This window comes from Nocardioides phosphati (assembly GCF_014646375.1).
GTDB classification, from domain to species: Bacteria; Actinomycetota; Actinomycetes; order Propionibacteriales; family Nocardioidaceae; genus Nocardioides; species Nocardioides phosphati.
Map to the genome: position 1 here is coordinate 84,992 of NZ_BMNI01000004.1, position 19,023 is coordinate 104,014.

General features: G+C 71.8%; 17 protein-coding genes. 9 read left to right on the plus strand and 8 right to left on the minus strand.

The window, feature by feature from the left end; genetic code table 11:
* Positions 1-2 precede the first annotated feature (2 nt).
* Positions 3-1,820, plus strand: a complete 1,818-nt coding sequence (locus IEX47_RS09735; RefSeq protein ID WP_188783821.1) for a flagellar hook assembly protein FlgD — start codon at positions 3-5, stop codon at positions 1,818-1,820.
* On the opposite strand, the gene IEX47_RS09740 is transcribed toward IEX47_RS09735, so the two are convergent.
* The 3 genes from IEX47_RS09740 to IEX47_RS09750 form a co-directional block, all read right to left on the minus strand.
* Positions 1,805-3,565 carry an AMP-binding protein gene (locus tag IEX47_RS09740; RefSeq protein ID WP_188783822.1) on the minus strand — a complete coding sequence of 587 codons (1,761 nt, stop codon included), beginning with the start codon at positions 3,563-3,565 and terminating at the stop codon, positions 1,805-1,807. The genes IEX47_RS09735 and IEX47_RS09740 overlap by 16 nt on opposite strands.
* Before the next feature lie 112 nt (positions 3,566-3,677).
* A complete protein-coding gene (locus IEX47_RS09745) occupies positions 3,678-4,196 on the minus strand; it encodes a DoxX family protein (RefSeq protein WP_188783823.1) in 519 nt (172 codons plus the stop codon).
* Positions 4,197-4,326: 130 nt separating this feature from the next.
* The gene (locus IEX47_RS09750; protein ID WP_188783824.1) at positions 4,327-4,647 is read right to left on the minus strand and encodes a hypothetical protein; all 321 of its coding nucleotides are present in this window, start codon (positions 4,645-4,647) and stop codon (positions 4,327-4,329) included.
* 48 nt (positions 4,648-4,695) lie between these two features.
* Between IEX47_RS09750 and IEX47_RS09755 the strand changes: the two genes are divergently transcribed.
* Both IEX47_RS09755 and IEX47_RS09760 read left to right on the plus strand, forming a co-directional pair.
* Positions 4,696-5,412, plus strand: a complete 717-nt coding sequence (locus IEX47_RS09755; protein ID WP_188783825.1) for a spermine/spermidine synthase domain-containing protein — start codon at positions 4,696-4,698, stop codon at positions 5,410-5,412.
* A gap of 140 nt (positions 5,413-5,552) precedes the next feature.
* Positions 5,553-6,953, plus strand: a complete 1,401-nt coding sequence (locus tag IEX47_RS09760) for a class II fumarate hydratase (RefSeq protein ID WP_188783826.1) — start codon at positions 5,553-5,555, stop codon at positions 6,951-6,953.
* Between the two features lie 210 nt (positions 6,954-7,163).
* Here the strand turns inward: IEX47_RS09760 and IEX47_RS09765 are convergent, their stop codons facing one another.
* The 3 genes from IEX47_RS09765 to IEX47_RS09775 form a co-directional block, all read right to left on the minus strand.
* Positions 7,164-7,814: an aggregation-promoting factor C-terminal-like domain-containing protein gene (locus IEX47_RS09765; RefSeq protein WP_229662773.1), complete on the minus strand. Its 651-nt coding sequence runs from the start codon at positions 7,812-7,814 to the stop codon at positions 7,164-7,166.
* 222 nt (positions 7,815-8,036) lie between these two features.
* A complete protein-coding gene (phoH2, locus tag IEX47_RS09770) occupies positions 8,037-9,413 on the minus strand; it encodes an RNA 5'-3' helicase PhoH2 (protein ID WP_188783828.1) in 1,377 nt (458 codons plus the stop codon).
* A 486-nt stretch (positions 9,414-9,899) separates the two neighbouring features.
* A complete protein-coding gene (locus IEX47_RS09775) occupies positions 9,900-10,673 on the minus strand; it encodes an isoprenyl transferase (RefSeq protein ID WP_188784044.1) in 774 nt (257 codons plus the stop codon).
* 59 nt (positions 10,674-10,732) lie between these two features.
* On the opposite strand from IEX47_RS09775, the gene trhA reads away from it, so the two are divergent.
* The gene (trhA, locus tag IEX47_RS09780; RefSeq protein WP_188783829.1) at positions 10,733-11,593 is read left to right on the plus strand and encodes a PAQR family membrane homeostasis protein TrhA; all 861 of its coding nucleotides are present in this window, start codon (positions 10,733-10,735) and stop codon (positions 11,591-11,593) included.
* Positions 11,594-11,639: 46 nt separating this feature from the next.
* Positions 11,640-12,320, plus strand: coding sequence for a hypothetical protein (locus IEX47_RS09785; protein ID WP_188783830.1), 681 nt, complete (start codon positions 11,640-11,642; stop codon positions 12,318-12,320).
* Here IEX47_RS09785 and IEX47_RS09790 read toward each other — a convergent pair.
* The gene (locus IEX47_RS09790) at positions 12,298-13,176 is read right to left on the minus strand and encodes a DUF1353 domain-containing protein (RefSeq protein WP_188783831.1); all 879 of its coding nucleotides are present in this window, start codon (positions 13,174-13,176) and stop codon (positions 12,298-12,300) included. The genes IEX47_RS09785 and IEX47_RS09790 overlap by 23 nt on opposite strands.
* Positions 13,177-13,244: 68 nt before the next feature.
* Between IEX47_RS09790 and IEX47_RS09795 the strand changes: the two genes are divergently transcribed.
* From IEX47_RS09795 to IEX47_RS09805, 3 genes are read left to right on the plus strand one after another with little or no spacing between them, the layout of a single operon-like run.
* Complete coding sequence (locus IEX47_RS09795; RefSeq protein ID WP_188783832.1) at positions 13,245-13,865, plus strand: DUF4956 domain-containing protein; 621 nt, start codon at positions 13,245-13,247, stop codon at positions 13,863-13,865.
* Positions 13,858-14,628, plus strand: coding sequence for a polyphosphate polymerase domain-containing protein (locus tag IEX47_RS09800; RefSeq protein ID WP_188783833.1), 771 nt, complete (start codon positions 13,858-13,860; stop codon positions 14,626-14,628). The genes IEX47_RS09795 and IEX47_RS09800 overlap by 8 nt, the downstream gene beginning before the upstream one ends.
* The gene (locus tag IEX47_RS09805; protein WP_188783834.1) at positions 14,625-15,470 is read left to right on the plus strand and encodes a phosphatase PAP2 family protein; all 846 of its coding nucleotides are present in this window, start codon (positions 14,625-14,627) and stop codon (positions 15,468-15,470) included. The genes IEX47_RS09800 and IEX47_RS09805 overlap by 4 nt, the downstream gene beginning before the upstream one ends.
* 6 nt (positions 15,471-15,476) lie before the next feature.
* Here the strand turns inward: IEX47_RS09805 and IEX47_RS09810 are convergent, their stop codons facing one another.
* Positions 15,477-17,504, minus strand: coding sequence for a thioredoxin domain-containing protein (locus IEX47_RS09810; RefSeq protein WP_188783835.1), 2,028 nt, complete (start codon positions 17,502-17,504; stop codon positions 15,477-15,479).
* A gap of 106 nt (positions 17,505-17,610) precedes the next feature.
* On the opposite strand from IEX47_RS09810, the gene IEX47_RS09815 reads away from it, so the two are divergent.
* Positions 17,611-19,017 (plus strand): site-specific integrase, encoded by a 1,407-nt coding sequence (locus IEX47_RS09815; protein ID WP_188783836.1) that lies wholly within the window; start codon positions 17,611-17,613, stop codon positions 19,015-19,017.
* The last annotated feature ends 6 nt before the right edge of the window (positions 19,018-19,023 follow it).

A 19,023-nucleotide genomic window follows, 5' to 3' on the forward strand; every position in this document is an offset into this window, starting at 1 on the left:
ACATGCGCCGCCTGCTGCTCGCTACCGCACTCATCACCGGTTCGGTCACCGTCTTCGCCGCGACGCCGGCGTACGCCGCTCCGGCTGCGCCCGTCCTGTCAGGGCTCGACACCAGCGTCGCGGGTCACGTGACCGGCACTGTCACTGGTGGCGCCGACGCCCAGTCGGCATGGGTGTGCTGGAGCGGATGCCACATCAACACCGGCCTGACGGGCGCCGGGTGGATCCCGCTCGACCCCACGACGCACAGCGCGACGTTCGACCTTCCGACGTGGGGCTACACCGACGGCGAGGTGAAGACCGTCGTCTGCGCCACGGCCCCCACGACCGGGAGCAACTGCGCGGCGGGCGACGTGTCGCCCTCCGTCTCGTCGGCGACGCTGACCGCGACCGACGTGGTGCCCACCGTCACCTGGCCCACCGACACGACGATCGGCCACAACCCCGACGGCACCGACCAGCAGGCGAGCGTCACCGTCAGCGACTCGGGTGGCGGCACGCTGCTCGTCGACTGGACGTACTCCGAGCCGGAGACGGGCGACAACGACCTGACCACGACGGTCGCCCACGACGGAGAGACCCAGCTCAACCTCGCTGACGGCGTCGGCCATCTCCGGCTCTTCCGCTGCAACGCCTACAACAGCGACCCCTGCACGCACTACGACCTCGACAGTGCGGAGATGACGGTCGCCCGTCAGAGCCAGGTGCTGTACTTCACCGCCCCGGCGATCACGGCGGCGGCCGACCCCAGCCACGCGGTCGTCCCGACCGGCAAGCACGGCACCTTCCAGGCCTCGTGGCACGTCACCGCTGACGGGCAGCCGGTCGCCGGCTCGGACGGCTCGGCGTCCGGCACGCTCGCCGACGACGGGGGCGCCCCGATCGAGGTACCCGGTGCCGGTCTGCCCGAGGCTGAAGGCCTCCGGATCGAAGGCACGATCTCCGTCGACGACCCCGACTTCGGGCCGTCCACCAGCAGCTTCTCGGGCTACCTCGTCGTGGACCGCGAGGGCCCGGCGATCGAGGGCCTCACGGTGACCCGCCCCGCCATCCACCCGACCGCCATCGACGCCCTCGCGTCCTATCGGACGACGACCGTCAAGGTCCACGACGCGACCCAGCTCGACTACAACGACAAGATCGCGATCACCAACGCCTCCGGCGTCCAGGTGCGCCTGCTCGAGCCCGAGATCGACTCCTGGACCGACGAGCACGCCGTCTGGGACGGCCGCAACGAGTCCGGCTCCGTCGTCCCGGCGGGCACCTACACCGTCACCTCCGTGGACACGCACGGCAACACGTCGGCACTCAGCCGAACGGTCACGGTCTCCCACGCGAGCGGCGTGTTGAAGACCTTCAAGAAGACGGTCAGCGTCGGCGGCAGCAAGGTCGACTCGTTCGTCGGCCGCTGCTCGACGCTGAAGAACCCTGCGTCCCGCGGGTGGTCGGGTTCCCGCGGCTACTACGCCAACACGCGCTGCAAGTCCACGCGCACCAACGACACCGTGGTCCTGACCCTGCACGGGCAGCAGCTGCCGACCGCGGTGAAGTACGGCTCCTTCCGGGTCGACACGTACGGCGGCGCCTCGCGCGGCTACCGCGGCAGCCAGGCGGCCATCAGCTACCACCGCGCCAGCGACGGCGAGGCCGTGAACACCCGCACGCTGGGAGGCACCCTGGGCACCCACACGGGCGCCTCCGTGAGCCCCAGCTCCCTGCTCCGCGGCCGGACGGTGTTGTGGTCGGTCGGCACGGCGAAGTTCAACCACTACGACATCAAGAACTTCACCGTCGTCGCGCGGTACTACGCCTGGTCGTAGAGCGCCTCGATCTCGGCGGCGTACTTCACGCTGATCGGGCGCCGGCGCACCTTGAGCGTCGGCGTCAGCTCCTCGCTGCCCGGCACCCACCAGGCCGGGACGATGCTGAACCTCTTGACCTGCTCCACCCGGGAGAGGCGCGCATTGCCGGCGTCGATGCCCGCCTGCACCGCCGCGATCAGCCCCGGGTCCTTCGCCAGCACGGCGGGGTCGGCCGCGACGCCGGCCTTCTCGGCGTACGCCGCGGCGGCGTCCGGGTCGAGGGCGACGAGGGCGACGTTGTAGGGGCGGGCGTCGCCGACCACCGCGATGCACATCGCGAGGGGGCAGGAGACCTTGAGGACGTTCTCGATGTTGGCGGGTGACATGTTCTTGCCGCCGGAGCTGATGATCAGCTCCTTCTTGCGGTCGATGATCGTCACGTAGCCGTCGGCGTCGATGGTGGCGACGTCGCCGGTGTGCAGCCAGCCGTGGGCGTCGACCGCCTCGGCGGTCTGCTCCGGGTTGTCACGGTAGGAGACCATCAGGCCGGGGCCGCGATAGAGCAGCTCGCCGTCGTCGGCGAGGCTCAGCTCGACACCGGGCATCGGCGGGCCGACGGTGCCGACCCGCGCCTTGCCGGGAGGGTTGATGGTGCCCGCGCCACTGGTCTCGGACATGCCCCAGAGCTCGCAGACCTCGACGCCGAGGCCCATGAAGAACCGGAGCGTCTCGGGCGCGATCGCGGCCGCGCCCGACCACGCCCACTTCATCTGGTCCATGCCGATCGCCTCGCGGAGCCTGCCCAGCACCAGCCGGTCGGCGACGGCGTAACGCAGCGCGTCGAGGCGGCCCAGCGGCCGTCCGGCGAGCTGGGCGTCGGCCTTCGCCGCCGCCCGCGCCAGCGCCCACTGGGCGAGCGCCCGCTTCTTCGCGTCGGGCTCGGCCGCGACCTTCGCCTCGATGCCGAGCTTGATCTTCTCCCAGACCCGCGGCACCGCGAACCAGATCGTCGGGCGGCAGTCGGGCAGCGCGGCCGCGATCTCGCGCGGGTTGTCGACGTACGTCACCTGGACGCCCTTGATCGCGGCGAAGTACTGCGAGGAGGCGCGGTCGGCGATGTGGGCCATCGGCAGGAAGGAGGTGATCCGGTCACCGAACTCGACCGGCACCACCTCGAGCGCGGCCGCGGTGTTCGTGACGATGTTGCGGTGGCTGAGCTGGACGCCCTTCGGCGGGCCGGTGGTGCCGGAGGTGTAGATGAGGGTGATCAGGTCGTCGGGCTCGACCGCCCGCCACGCCGCCTCGAAGTCGAACGCCGGGTCCCCCGCCGCCTCGAGCTCCTCCAGCGTGAGCGAAGCGCCCGGCCCGTCGACGCAGACGACGTGCTCGATGCCGCCGGCCGCCGCCTTCACGGCGGGCAGGAAGACCGCCTCGGTGATGACGACCCGGTTGCGGGCGTTGCCGAAGAGGAACTCGAGCTGCTCGGGCGACGAGGTGTTGTAGACCGAGAAGGCGACCGCGCCGAGGTGCATGGCGCCGGCGTCGACGATCGCGGCCTCGGGGCGGTTGGTCAGCATCAGCGCCACCGTGTCGCCCCGGCGTACGCCGAGCGAGGCCAGCCCGGCCGCGACCTTGCGGACCCGCGCGGCGTACTCCGCCCACGTGATGGTGACGGCGTCGCCGGGCGTGCGGAGCGCGACGGCGTCCGGGGCGATCGCGGCAGTGGCCTGGAAGGCCGCGCAGACGGTGGCGGGCTGGCTCATGGACTCCCCTGGGGCACGTGGCGTAGGTCACGCGCACCGTAGCGTCCCGCCGCTCCCGAAGGAACAGGAACAGCACAGGGCAGCCGGCCGGAGCCGACTGCCCTGGGTGAGCTCAGGCGCTGGTGGAGGCCAGCTCCTCGCCGAGGACGTTGTGCGTGGGCGCGGGCTTGGCCGGCTTGAGCTTCGCCTTGCGGGCCCGGCGACGACGCCAGGAGCCGACGAAGAGCGCGTCGAGGCTGAGCGCACCCGCGCCGGTGGCGAAGAGGGCGAGGGCGGCGGCGCCGATCATGGCGACCAGCTCCCACCCGCCCTTGCCGACGAAGATCTCGGTGCCGCGGTGGGCGTACCAGAACGCGCCGGCCATGTTCGCCACCACGGCGAGGGAGGCCAGGGGCGTCAGCAGCCCGAGGAGCAGGAGCACGCCGCCACCGAGCTCGGCAGCGATCGCGAACGCTGCCGCGGGGCCGGCGTGCGGGATGCCCATGTCGGAGAAGTTCGAGCGCGTGGCGTCGACGCCCCAGTCGTTGTACTTCTGCCAGCCGTGCGCGATGAGGACGGCGCCGAGCAGCGCCCGTACGCCGAGCAGCGCGAGATTGCGCCGCGTGCTGTTGATGACCGTCCCGAGTGCCATGAGCCTCTTCCTTGCGTCCGTGCGTTGGGTGATCCTTCAACCAACGTAGGTCGCGCACCGGGCACGGTGGGCGAGGCCGCCCGGCGCGGCGCAGTCGCGTGGCCCACACCACGCCCGCGCGGCGCAGGCGTCACTCCTTGTCGTACTCGTTCGTCTCCGCGTTGTGCGGCGGCACCGCGTTCGGGCCGACGTCCTCGGGAAGGTCGGGCTGGCCGGCGTCCCCGCTGATCGGGTTGCCCGCCACGGCGTCGCCGTCGGAGATCGGCACCGGCCGCTCCTCGTCGGGATAGGCCGAGCCGCCCGCCTCGTCGGCGTAGTACGCCGGCCGGTCCTCGTCCGACGCGGGCTCCGGCTCGGGCCGGTCGGCCGGGTCCTCGGTCGTGCCGACGGCGTCCTCACCGCTGGAGTCGACGGCCATCTGGGTGTCCTGGGGGTTCTGTTGCTCGCTCATGGGCGCTCCGTACCCAGCCCGTGGCTGCGGACACGCGATGATGGCTCCATGCAGGAGACCGAGCTCGCCCGTTCCACCGGCCCGACCGGCGAGCTGGTCCTGCGCCGGCGGCGTGACGAGCGGGGCGAGGACGGCACCGCGATCGAGCTGCGGGCCAACGGCGTCTTCGTCATGGACACCGTCGAGACCGCCTCCGAGCAGGCGATGGCCACCGCCACCCTCGCCGCCTCCCGCCGCTCCGGCCGTACGCCGCGGCGCGTCCTCGTCGGCGGCCTCGGCCTCGGCTTCACGCTGGGCGAGGTGCTCGCCGACGCCTTCGTGGAGCACGTGACGGTCGTCGAGATCGAGGCCGGCCTCGTCGGGTGGATGCGCGACGGCACGATCCCGCACGGCCCGGCGCTGCTGGCCGACGAGCGGGTCGAGCTGGTCACCGCGGACATCGCCGACTTCCTGCGCAGCAGCGATGCCCCGGCCGATGACGTGGCCGATGACGCGGCGTACGACCTGGTGCTGCTCGACGTCGACAACGGGCCGGGCTACCTGGTGCACGAGAGCAACGCGGACCTCTACGAGGCGCCGCTGCTCGGCGTCGTGCGCGACCGGATGACCGAGGGCGGCACGCTGGTGATCTGGTCGGCGTTCGAGGAGCCGGAGCTGCCGCTCGAGATGCAGGACGTCTTCGGCAACTGCCGCGCTCTGGCGATCCCCGTGGACCTGCAGGGGCGCGAGGAGCAGTACTGGCTCTACGCCTCCTCCCGGCTGTGACCTCCGGGAGCCGCCCGTCCGGCTTCGGGCTCGCTCGCTGCGCTCGCTAGCACCCTCAAGTGCCGGACAGGCACCTCCCTGCGGCCACACCCCGCCCGCTGGCCCGAATCACTTCCGACGCGGCGGGTAGCGTCGAGGGCATGAGCGAGGCTGACAGCGAGCAGGCGTTCCGGATCGAGCACGACTCCCTGGGCGACGTACGCGTGCCGAAGGAGGCGCTCTGGCGGGCGCAGACCCAGCGGGCGGTGGAGAACTTCCCGATCAGCGGGCGTGGCCTCGATGCGGCGCACGTGCAGGCGCTGGCACTGGTGAAGGCGGCTGCGGCGAAGGTCAACAGCGAGCTGGGCGTGCTCGACGACGACAAGGCGCAGGCGATCCGGGCTGCCGCGCAGCAGGTCGCGGCCGGCGAGCACCTGGAAGCGTTCCCGATCGACGTCTTCCAGACCGGCTCCGGCACGAGCTCCAACATGAACATCAACGAGGTGCTCGCCTCGCTCGCGGGCCGCGCGGGCACCGACGTGCACCCCAACGACCACGTCAACGCGAGCCAGTCGAGCAACGACGTCTTCCCGACGTCCATCCACGTCGCGGCCACGAAGGCGACGGCCGAGCAGCTGATCCCCGCGCTCGACCACCTCGCGGAGGCGCTGGGCGCCAAGGCGGAGGAGTTCGCCGACGTGGTGAAGGCCGGTCGCACCCACCTCATGGACGCGACACCGGTGACGCTCGGGCAGGAGTTCGGCGGCTACGCCACGCAGGTCCGGCTCGGGATCGAGCGGCTGCAGCAGACGCTCCCCCGGGTGGCCGAGCTGCCGCTCGGCGGCACCGCCGTCGGCACCGGCATCAACACGCCTCCGGGCTTCTCGGCAGCCGTCATCCAGGAGCTCGCCGAGGCCACCGACCTGCCGTTCGTGGAGGCGCGCGACCACTTCGAGGCGCAGGGTGCGCGCGACGCCCTCGTCGAGCTCTCCGGCCAGCTCCGCGTCATCGCGGTCAGCCTCACCAAGATCTGCAACGACCTGCGCTGGATGGGCTCCGGTCCCGCCGCCGGCCTCGCCGAGATCCACCTCCCCGACCTGCAGCCGGGCTCCTCGATCATGCCCGGCAAGGTGAACCCGGTCCTCCCCGAGGCGACCCTCCAGGTCTGTGCCCAGGTCGTCGGCAACGACGCCGCCATCGCCTGGGCCGGCGCCTCCGGCAGCTTCGAGCTCAACGTCATGCTGCCGCTCATCGCCCGCAACCTGCTCGAGTCGATCCGCCTCCTCGCCAACGCCGGCCGTCTGCTCGCCGACCGCTGCATCAGCGGCATCACCGCCAACGAGGCCCGCCTCCGCGCGTACGCCGAGTCCTCCCCCGCCGTCGTCACCCCGCTCAACAAGTACGTCGGCTACGAGCGGGCCGCGAAGATCGCCAAGGCCTCCCTCGCCCAGGGCATCACCGTGCGCCAGGCGGCCGTCGCCGACGGCGTACTCGAGGACGGCTCGCTCACCGAGCAGCAGCTCGACGAGGCCCTCGACGTCACCCGCATGACCCACCCCTGACGAAGCAGAACCCGCGCCTCAACCCGCCAACACCCGGTTCGCAACGCACGAGACCCCGGTGTCGACGTCGTGGGTGGCCGGCGCGCAGTGAGGTGCTGGCCGGGCACTTGAGGGTGTTAGCGAGCGCAGCGAGCGTGCCCGAAGCTCGGCGGGCACCTCACGGAGCGCGGGGCGCCCACGAACCACAGGCCGCGGAGCGGCGTACCGCCGTCAGTACCAGCCGTAGCCCTGCGAGTGACCCCACGCGCCACAGGGGCTGCCGTAGCGGTCCTGGATGTAGCCGAGGCCCCAGGTGATCTGGGTGACCGGGTTGTTGGCCCAGTCGGGGCCGGCGGAGGCCATCTTGGAGCCGGGCAGCGCCTGCGGGATGCCGTACGCCGAGGAGCCGGGGTTGTCGGCGTGGATGTTCCAGCCGGACTCGCGGTTCCACAGCGAGTCGAGGCAGCCGAACTGGTCGCTCGACCAGCCGAAGTCGGAGAGGAGCGCCTTGGCGACCGAACGCGGGTCGAGCTCGCGGACGTCCTCGGTGCGGGTGTAGCCGTTGGCGACGGAGCGGGTCGCGGCCAGCGGAGCGAGCTTCGCCGGAGCGGCGGCGTCACGCTGGTCGGAGCGGGAGACGACGGGGGCGCGCTCGATCTCGGCGCCGTTGATGCCGTTGACGCTCGCGAGGTCGAGATTGGCCTCCGTCGCGGCAGCGGCGGCGGACGCCGGAGAGGCGGAACCGCTCAGCAGGCCAGTGGCGACGGCGGAGCCCGTGGCACCCACCGCGATGGCGGAGAACACGACGGAGTTGCGGAGGATCTTCTTGGGCGCTTCGGTGGCCGGAACGGCGGCACCACGGTGCTTGGGAACGTACTTCACATGCTTCGACACAGTCAGGATCTCTGGCTAGACGTCAGGGCAACGCCTTCGGCCGAGAGAAGCCGCCCGGAGCTGGATCACAGCGCGGGCGGCCCGAAGACGAAGTACCACCATGCAGGAAAGGCCCGTCAGCACCAAGTCGAACGCGCCGGACTGTGAGGGGAGCGACACCGATTCCAGGCGATCGGCGCCACTCCCCTCACATGAGTCACACGGGTCCCGTCACATGGTCACGTGCTCGAGCATCTCCGTCACGAGGGCCGCGATCGGCGAGCGCTCGGACCGGGTCAGCGTCACGTGGGCGAAGAGCGGGTGGCCCTTCAGCTTCTCGACGACGGCGACGATGCCGTCGTGGCGGCCCACCCGCAGGTTGTCGCGCTGGGCGACGTCGTGGGTGAGGACCACCTTCGAGTTGGCGCCGATGCGGGAGAGCACCGTGAGCAGCACGTTGCGCTCCAGCGACTGCGCCTCGTCGACGATCACGTAGGCGTCGTGGAGCGAGCGGCCGCGGATGTGGGTCAGCGGGAGCACCTCGAGCATGCCGCGGTCGAGGATCTCGTCGACCACGTCCTGCGAGGTGATCGCGCCGAGCGTGTCGAAGACCGCCTGGCCCCACGGGCCCATCTTCTCCTCGGCGCTGCCGGGCAGGTAGCCGAGCTCCTGGCCGCCGACCGCGAAGAGCGGGCGGAAGACGACGACCTTCTTGTGCTGGCGGCGCTCCATCACGGCCTCCAGGCCCGCACAGAGGGCGAGCGCCGACTTGCCGGTGCCGGCCCGACCCCCGAGGGAGACGATGCCGACCTCGGGGTCGAGCAGCATCTCCAGCGCGATCCGCTGCTCCGCCGACCGGCCGTGCAGGCCGAACGCCTCGCGGTCGCCGCGGACCAGGTGGACCTGCTTGTCGGCACCCACACGGCCCAGCGCGGTGCCGCGGTCGGAGAGCATGACCAGGCCCGTGTGGCAGGGCATGTCCTTGGCGGCGTCGAGGTCGACCACGCCGTCGTCGTACAGCTCGTCGAGGGCGTCGGCACCGACCTCGATCTCCGCCATGCCGGAGTAGCCGGTGTCGGACTCGTGGATCTGCTCGCTGCGGTACTCCTGCGCGTCGAGGCCGACCGAGCTGGCCTTGATGCGGAGCGGAAGGTCCTTCGAGACGAGGGTGACGTCGCAGCCCTCGTCGCTGAGGTTCTTCGCCACGGCGAGGATCCGGGTGTCGTTGTCACCGAGCCGGAAGCCGGACGGGAGCGACTCGGGGTTCGTGTGGTTGAGCTCCACCCGCAGCGTGCCGCCGTCGTCGCCGATCGGCACCGCCTGGTCGAGCCGGCCGTGCTTGACCCGCAGGTCGTCGAGGGAGCGCAGGGCCGAGCGCGCGAAGTAGCCGAGCTCGGGGTGGTGCCGCTTCCCCTCCAGCTCGGTGATCACGACGACCGGGATCACGACCTCGTGCTCCTCGAAGCGCTTCAGCGCCCCGGGGTCGGCCAGCAGGACGCTGGTGTCGAGCACGTAGGTGCGGACGGCCTGCTTCTTCGTCGTACGCCGCGTGGTGGCGGTCTCCGACGACGTGGACTTGGCGCTGGTGCGGGTGCTGCTCGTGGCCACGACTACCCCTCGTCAACCAGCGTGCGCACTCCGCGCCGGTCCTAGCTCAGCTGGATGGACCGGGCGGTCTGCAGGCCGGAGTGCCGGCCCCTTTCCACACGGCAGCACCAGCGGTGCTGTCGGGCAGTCAGTCCGTGATCACTCACGTTGCGGGCCTTCCGGTGAGGCGAGCTTCCCCACTCGCCATTGAGGTGAACGTACGTCCGGTACCCCAGCCGGTTGTGGCGACACGCCCGCGTGCGCGGGTCGTTCATCGGGCCGTCACGCAGGCCTGTGACGCGTGGTGCGGGAGGTGCCTGCCGGACGGGACCTCCGCCGGCCCCCAACCCGGCTTCGGGCTCGCTCGCTGCGCTCGCCAACACCCTCAAGTGCCGGGCAGGAGCCCGCCTGCGGTCCTTCCCGCACGCCCCATCACCACCCTCGGAGGCCACGCCACCGGGCAGGCCCTCCCGGAGGCAGCGCCGCCGGGCGGCCTGCAGCAGAGCCTCAGGCGCCGAAGCGGCGCTCGCGGGCGGCGTACGCACGGAGGGCGCGGATGAAGTCGACGCGGCGGAACTCCGGCCACAGCGCCTCGCAGAAGTAGAACTCGCTCTTGGCGCTCTGCCAGAGCAGGAAACCACCGAGCCGCTGCTCACCCGACGTGCGGATCACGAGGTCGGGGTCGGGCTGACCCTTGGTGTAGAGGTGCTCGGCGATGTGCTCGACGTCGAGGGTCTGGGCGACCTCGTCGATGGAGAGGCCGCGGGCGGAGGCGTCGACGAGCATCGACTTCACCGCGTCGGCGATCTCCTGGCGGCCGCCGTAGCCGACGGCGACGTTGACGAGCATGCCGTCGACGTCGCGGGTCGCCTCCTCGGCCTCCTTGAGGCGCTGCGCCGTGCGCGCGGGGAGCAGGTCGAGCGCGCCCACCGGGTGGATCCGCCAGCGACGCTGGTCGACGAGGGAGGCGACGGCCTCCTCGATGATGCCGAGGAGCGGGACGAGCTCCTGCTCGGGACGGTTGAGGTTGTCGGTCGAGAGCAGCCACAGGGTGACCACCTCGATGCCGAACTCCTCGCACCAGCCGAGCAGCGGCTCGATGTTGGCGGCACCCGCACGGTGCCCGTGGGCGGTGTCGCGACCGACCGCCTTGGCCCAGCGACGGTTGCCGTCGAGCATCACGCCGACGTGCTTGGGGAGGGCCTCGTCGGGCAGGAAACGGGTGATCCGCGCCTCGTACGCCGGGTAGAGCAGGCGCTTGACGCGCTGGCGCGCGCGCATGACCCGATCGTTGGTGGCTCCCACGCAGATGATGCTACCGGCGTCGCTACCCTTGCCCCGTGAACCAGACGACCCGCCCAGACCACGACGACGCTCCGCAGAGCCGTCGCGGCGCCGCCAAGGAGCGGGCCGAAGCGGTCGTCGACCGGGCCGTCGACCGGGCCGGCAACGCCCGCGACCGCGCCGTCGGTGTCGCGAGCAACGCGCGTGACAAGGCGAGCGAGGCCCGCGACCGCGCCATCGAGGCCGTCTCCGACAAGCTCGACGAGCTCAAGCCACACCTGCGGGGCTGGCTCCACGCAGGCATGATCCCGCTGCTCACCGCGGCGTTCGCCGTCCTGATCGTGCTGTCGCCGACGACCATCACCAAGGTCGGCTCCTCGATCTACGCCGCGAGCGCGCTGCTCCTCTTCGGCGTCTCGGGCATCTACCACCGCGGCACCTGGGCGCCGCGGATGTGGGCCTTCTGGCGACGGTTCGACCACGCCAACATCTACGTCTTCATCGCCGGCACCTACACGCCCATCGCCTTCCTCTACCTCCACGGCGGACCGCGCTGGACGATGATCGGCGTCGCCTGGGGATGCGCCCTCGCCGGCCTGATCTTCAAGATCGGCTGGCCCCACGCTCCCCGCTGGGTCTCGATGCTGTACGTCGTCATGGGCTGGCTGGCGGTCTTCTTCATCCCGCAGTTCCACCAGGGCGCCCACCAGTTCCCGACGTGGGTCAACGTCTCGACCTTCACGCTCATCGCCGCCGGCGGCGTGATCTACTCCCTCGGCGCCGTGGTCTACGCCACCAAGCGGCCCAACCCGTCTCCCACGTGGTTCGGCTTCCACGAGGTCTTCCACCTGATGACCGTGCTGGCGTTCGTCTGCCACTACATCGCGGTCTCGATCGCGACCTACTCGCTGCGCTGACGCTTCCCGCGCGGAACCACGGCGCGCGACCGGGCGTCGTACCGGCATGCGCGCGCTGATCACCCTGCTCCTTCTCGCTCCGCTGGCTGGCTGCTCGGAGGGGTCGACGCGGCCGCTGGCGAACCCCACCGCGCCGGTCGCCTCCTCGCACACGGCCGGCCCGCTGCCGACCGGGGTGACCTGCCCCGACGGCGAGCCGACGGTGCTGCAGCTGGACGACAGCGGTGACCGGTCCTTCACGGAGCTGCTGACCGCCTGGTCGAAGCAGCTCGGCAGGCCGGTGGTCGACCGGTCGAGGCGGCAGGTCTGGTTCGTCCGCGACGGCGGCTCGGCACACACGCGGCTGGAGTGGACGCGGATGCGCCGGCCGGTGGCCGGGCGCGCGTGGTTCGTCGACGGGCTCGAGCAGTGCGAGGACCACGAGCGCTGGCGCACCGTCGCGACGCCGTCCGTGCCCGTGACGCTGACGGTGGGGCACTGCTGGGTCGAGCCCGTGCCGGTGGGCGGCCGGCGGTGGGACGTCGTGCGCGAGGACCAGTTCGGCTGGGGTGGCCCGGTGCCGCGGCGCCTCGCCCTTCCGCGGCCGGGCACGACCGGCACGGCGGAGCTCACCGGGACGGTCGCCGTCGCGGGCGACACGGCCGTCTACGTCGACGACTCGGGCGCGCGGCTGACCCTCGTGCCGGCCGGCGACCCGTGGGCGCTCACCCGGCGCGGCTGCGACTGACGCCAGGTGAGTGCGGGACGAAGAGAGCGGCCACCTTCTCGGTGAGCCAGTAGAGCCCGGTGAGCAGCACGAGCGCGATCGTGACGTGGAGCAGGAGCGCCAGGCCGATGCACATGATCCAGCCGGCGATGCGGAACCGCCCCCAGAGCAGCCCGAGCAGCGCCGGCAGCACGACGGCGACGGCCGCCCCGCGCGCCAGCTCCGCCAGGAAGGGGCCGTGACCCATCCACGGCACGACGGCGATGACGTCGAAGAGGTCGAGCGTGGAGAGCACGCCGAGCACCGCGATCAGGCCGAGCGTGCCGACGACGGCCAGCCGGTAGCGCCACCGCTGCGCGGGCGACCAGCCGTTGTTGCGCCCCAGCCACAGCGTGTTGGTGGTGACGGCCGCCCACACCAGCCAGCGGCGTACGAGCGGGGTGCCGGTGTCGGCCATCCCGTCGCGGAAGACACGGTCGGCGTCGACGCGGGTCAGCGTCACCGGGTGGCCCTCGGCCGACACGTAGGCGCCCTGCCGGACCAGGCCGTCGTGGAGCAGCGCCGCCGGGAGGTGCGCACCGGTCTTGGGGACCAGCCAGGTGAAGACCGCCGGCACGGAGGCGAGGTCGGTCAGGAAGTCGGCGCGCGCGGGGACGAGCAGCGGCCCGAAGACGCGGTCGAGGTAGCCGATGCGGCGGAGCATGAGGAACCGCTCGCGGCCCTGCGGGTCGAGGTGCCGCTCGAGGACGATCCGCGGGTCGGCCAGGTCGTCCGGCGGGACCTCGGGCTGGTCCGCCGTCGGCGCCACCCCGCCGTCGAAGAACCGGCGCGGCTGGTGCGGGATCGGTGACTGCTGGCTCCGTGCCTCGGGCTCCATGCCTCCAGTGTGCCCACCCCCGCGCGGCGTTCATGCTCCGTTCACGGAGCGTTTCCTACGGTCGGCGGATGGACCTCTCCCACGTGCTCCCCCTGGGCGTCCGACTCGGCGTCGACGTCCTGTGCCTGCTCGTGACCGCCGGCCTGCTCTACCGGCGCCGGGTCTCCGCTCCCGAGATGCCGCTCGTCTTCGCCGCGCTCAACCTCGGGCTCTTCTCGACCGTCGTCGTCATCGCGGGGCAGGACATCCCGGCGGGCGTGGGCTTCGGGCTCTTCGGCCTGCTCAGCCTGGTCCGGCTGCGGTCGGAGGCGTTCACGCTGCAGGACATGGCGTACACGTTCGTGGCGCTCGTCCTCGGCCTGGTCAACGGCCTGCTCGCCGCACCCCTGAGCGTCGTCCTCGTCGTCGACGTTCTCCTCGTGGCCGTGCTCGCCGTCGCCGACGAGTCCCGCACGCGGCCGCACACGCGCGTCATGCGGGTGACGCTGGACCGTGCCTATCTCGACGGCTCCCTCATCCGCGACGACGCGGCGCACCAGCTCCCGGCCGGGATCATCGACCTGGTCGTGGAGGACGTCGACCACGTCCGCGACACCACACGGGTCTCCGTCCGCTACCGCCTCGACCCCGGCGACCCGTGGACACCTGAGGACATCGACCGGCCCGGGAAGAGCGTCGACCATGCCTGACGACCTCGGCCTCACCCTGCTGCGCCGGGCCTCCCTCGACGAGGTGATGGCGTGCGCCGCCCTCCTCGAGCGCACCGACCGCAAGTACGTCGTGCCCCGCCCCGTCGTGCACCGGCTGGTCGAGCAGCTCGCAGCCACCCACCACGTGCTGAGCGTCGCCGGCCGGACCAGCACGACGTACCGCACGCAGTACGTCGACACCGGGGACCTGCTCTGCGTGCGCGACCACATCCAGCGCCGCCGGCGCCGCTTCAAGGCCCGCTCGCGGCTGTACGTCGAGGACGGCCTCTGCCGCTTCGAGGTGAAGACCAAGGAGCCGCGCGGCGGCACGGTGAAGGTGCAGACGACGGTCGGACCGGACCGCTTCGGCCGCTTCGGCGACGAGGAGGCGGCGTTCCTCGAGCAGGCGCTGCGCGAGGCGGCCGTGCCGGGCGTGCCGTCCCTCGAGCCGACGGTCGAGATGACCTACGAGCGCGCAACCCTGGTCGACCTGGCCGGCGGCAGCCGCGTGACGCTCGACGCGCACCTGGTCGCCACAGGCCCGGCCGGGCGCGTGCGGCTCGATCCGGGCTTCGTGCTCGTGGAGACCAAGTCGGGCGCCTCGCCGTCGCTGGCCGACCTCGTGCTGCGCCGGCTGGGCCAGCGCCCCCGCTCCTTCAGCAAGTACGCCGCGACCGCCTCGCTGCTGCACGACCACGTGCCCGCCAACGACGTGCACCGGCTGACCGGCACCGCCCTCCACCTCGAACGGATCAGCGCATGAGGCTCCCCCGCCGCCGCTACCTCGTCGTCGCAGTCGTCGCGATCGTCGCGCTGGCCGTGTGCGCGCTCCTGCCCCTGCTGACCGGGGCGGGCAGCCTCTCGGCCAAGGACACGATCGAGGCGGACCCCGCCCCGCGGCTCTTCGCCGACCGCGCCCTCGCTCCGGTCGACCCGCTCGTCGTACCTCAGGCCGCGCGCGCCCACGAGGCGATGGCGGACTGGTGGCGCGGGCACGGCCGGAAGGCCGACGACACCGGCTTCCAGAAGTGGCTGCTGACGGCGTTCCCCGCACCGCCGAAGGACCGGGCGAAGGAGCTGCCCGGCGAGGAACGGCTGGCCCACGAGCGCACGGCGGCCGGTGTGAAGGCCGCGACGTGGCTCGAGGCGCACGGCAAGAAGGACGTCTGGAAGCTCTACGCCCACGACCAGCGCGAGTGGCTGACGGCGTCCGCGGGCCACCAGCGCAAGGCCGACGAGAAGCTGCTGCTGAAGCTCTCCAAGAAGGCCGCCGACACGCTCGGCACGCGGTTCGGCGTCTCGGCGCCGTACGTGCTGGAGCCGTCGCTCCGCCCGGACCACCAGGTCAAGGCGGGGCAGACCTGCCCCTGCTCGTACCCGTCGCGCCACGCGAGTGCGGCCGCCGCCTCACGCACCTACCTGGCGCACTTCGCCCCGCACATGGACGCGGAGTACCGCTGGATGGAGGACGAGATCGACTGGTCGCGCATCTACATGGCCGGTCACGTGCCCAGCGACATCGAGGGCGGCGCGCTGCTCGGCGACATGCTCGCGGAGTACGTGCTGGTCACCCGCGACCACGTCGACCCCGCGACGCTGGGCTGAGGCCGGTCAGGCGAGGTCCGCCGGGTCGGTGACCGGCTGCTCGCAGACCATCCCCCGACAGACGTACGCCGTCGCGCGGCCCCCGACCGTCGGCCGGTGGCGCAGCAGGTCGAGAGCAGCCTCGGGCCCGGTCTCCGCGGGCGTCGCCACGAGGACGACCGCACCCGGCCGCCGGCGGGCGGCGAGGGCCAGGGCATCGCGGTCGGGGCCGGGCTCGCCGACCACCACGATCTCCTCGGGGCCAGCGAACATCGTCTCGGCTGCGGCCAGCGCCCAGCCGGCGAAGCGCGGGGCACGGGTGGCCAGCGGGCCGAGCACGGCCAGCGTCTCCTCGGCGGCCGTCCGGTAGCGCCCCTCCCCCGTGATCGCAGCGAAGGTGGAGAGCGCGTGCACCATCGCCGACTGACCGCAGGGGCTCGCGTTGTCGGCGTACTCGCGCGGGCGGGTGACCAGTGCCTCGGCGTCGGCGGCGGTGTCGAAGAAGCCGCCGTCCTCGGCCCGGAACCGCTCGAGCGCGGTGTCGAGCAGCCCGCGCGCGTGACCGAGCCAGGCCGGGTCACCGGTCGCCTGGAGCAGGTCGAGGAAGCCCTGCGCCACGCAGGCGTGGTCCTCGAGAACGCCCGCGTGGGCGCCGACCGCGCCGTCGCGGGAGACGCGGCGGAGGCGGCCGTCGACCAGGTGCACCTCGAGCAGGAGCCGGGCGGCACCGACGGCCGCGTCGACGTAGTCGGGCCGGTCGAGCATCGTGCCGGCGGCGCAGAAGCCACTGATCGCGAGGCCGTTCCAGGCAGCGACGACCTTGTCGTCGCGGTGCGGGCGGGGGCGGAGCTCGCGGGCGTCGAGGAGCCGCGCCTTCACCTCGGAGAGGCGGGCCAGCTCGCCCGAGGTGGTCGGCGCGTGACGCAGCTGGAGGGTCGACGTGCCCTTCTCGAAGGTCCCGTCCTCGGTCACCCCGAAGAGCTCCGCGGCCCAGGCGCCCCGGTCGTGGCCGAGGGCCTCGACGAGCTGCGCGGGGGTCCACGCGTAGAAGGCGCCCTCCTCCAGGTGACCCTCGGCGTCCAGCGAGTCGGCGTCGAGCGCGGAGGCGAACCCGCCCTCGGGCGTGAGCAGCTCGCGGAGCAGGAAGTCGGCGGTCTCCTGCGCGACGCGGCGGCTCAGGTCGCTGTCTCGCCGCGCATAGACGCCGAGCAGCTGGGCGTTGTCGTAGAGCATCTTCTCGAAGTGCGGCACGACCCAGCCGCGGTCGACGGCGTACCGCGCGAAGCCACCGCCGATCTGGTCGTACATGCCGGAGCCGGCCATCGCGTGCAGCGTGCGCACGAGCATGTGGCGGGCCTGGCGGACCAGCTCGTCGTCGGCAGCTGCCGAGGCGGAGCCACGCGCGTCGACGTACCGGCGGAGGAACTCGAGGACCATCGAGGGCGGGAACTTCGGCGCGCCGCCGAAGCCGCCGGCCTGCGGGTCGAACTCGGAGGCCAGGCCGCGTACGGCGAGGTCGAGGTCCTCCGGGCCGAGGGTCGCGGAGGCCGAGACGGCTGCCTGCTGCAGGTGCGCCGCGACCGAGGCGGCGGCCTGGGCGACGTCGTCCGGCTTCTTGAACCAGGCGTCGGCCAGCGACGTGAGCACCTGCCGGAACGCCGGCTGCCCGTGCCGCGGCTGGTCGGGGAAGTAGGTGCCGGCGAAGAAGGGCCGGCCCTCGTGGTCGAGCACGCAGGTCATCGGCCAGCCGCCGTGGCCGGTCATCGCCTGCGTCGCGGCCATGTAGACCGCGTCGACGTCGGGACGCTCCTCGCGGTCGACCTTGATGTTGACGAAGAACTCGTTCATCAGCGCCGCGGTCGCCTCGTCCTCGAAGGACTCGTGCGCCATCACGTGGCACCAGTGACAGGCGGCGTAGCCGATTGACAGGAGAACTGGTGCATCACGGCGTCTTGCTTCAGCGAAGGCTTCGGGTCCCCACTCCCACCAATCCACTGGATTCTCCGCGTGTTGGAGCAAATAGGGGCTCGTTGCCGAGGCGAGGCGATTGGCCATTCCTGTGACTCCTTATGAGTGGCACGTGCATCATTTTTCCTTGAGTGATGCACGAGAGTGATGCACGAAACCAGCGTACGATGGTTCTTCCAGCGTAGGAGGTCTCGTGGCAACGCGTTCTCAGCCGAAGCTGCTCGCGCAGGGCAAGCCGCGCACCCTCGGCGGCAGCACCCGGCCGTGGCGGGTGCGGCTCTACGCCCCCGGCGCGGGCAGCAACAAGTTCCAGGTGTTCTTCCGTGCTCCCGCCGGCGAGGGCGAGCCGTGGAAGCGGGTGCTGCGCCGCGCTGCCTCCGAAGATGAGGCCCGCAAGATCTTCGCCCAGGCCGAGGCGGCACTCGACACCGAGCAGGCGACGCCCGTCGGCGCTGATGTGCGCGCGTCGCGAACGATCCGGATGCTCGGGGAGGAGTACCTGCGCGACAGTCGTGAGCGAGGCAAGCAGCCGCGCACTCTGGAAGGTCGCGAGTCGCGACTCAACGCCCACATCCTGCCGACCATCGGCGATGTGCCGGTGACGAAGTGGCGCGTCGAGCACAGCCGCAAGGTGATGGAGAAGGGCAGCAAGACGCTCTTCTCCCAGCGTGGCCGCGAGGACCTCCGCGGCCAACTCGCCGCGATGCGGAAACTCGCGTGGCGCCTTGGCTGGCTCGACCGGAGCATCGACCCACTGGACGGTTTGGAGATCGGGCGCGCCCATGTGCTGCACGGGGCAACGGCGCAGTACGTCGACCCCCGCCTGCGCCCGGAGACCCGCCAGGTGAAGGCGATGGCCGATGCCGCCGACAAGCTGTGTGGTCCTGACGGGACCGACCCGCTGATGACCCGCCTCCCGTTGCTCGGGACGAAGATCCGCGTGGCCGGGTTCGGCGGCCTGCGCCTCGGGGAGCAGAACGCGCTCCGCGCGATCGACGTGTTCTTCGACCGCGGCTACGTCCATGTCAACGGCTCGTGGATCACCCCACGCAAAGCAGTCGGATTCCGCGGCCCGGTCAAGAACCACAGCCTCCACGAGGTCCCGTTGCCCAAGTCGCTCATGCACGACGAGCTCCTCCCCCGCGCTAAGGAGCTGCTCGGCCTGCCTGCCAAGTCGTCGCTCCAGCAGGTCATCAATGCGCAGGAGGTCGAGCGTCAGCGCCGCGCCTCGCTGGCGACTCGCGAGAAGGACAAGAACCTCGCCTGGTGGAACTACCCGGTCCCGCCCGAGGACGAGCTGTGGCTCTTCGTCGACACCGTCACCGGCCTGCCCGCGAAGCCCGAGATGCACAACGAACGCTGGCACCGCGTGCGCGCGTGGGTAGAGACGAACGATCCCGACAACGCCTGGCCGCGGACGATCGTCTACCGCAACCTCCGCCACCACGCCGCGACCAAGTGGTTCCACGACGAGCTCGGCGAGCCCTGGGAGGTCGTCGCCCAGTACCTCGGCGACAAGCTCACCACCGTCCTCAACCACTACGTCCGAGCCGGCGAGGACGCCCTCCGCGACTCGGTCAACAAGCTGGCTGAACGCTAGTTCAGA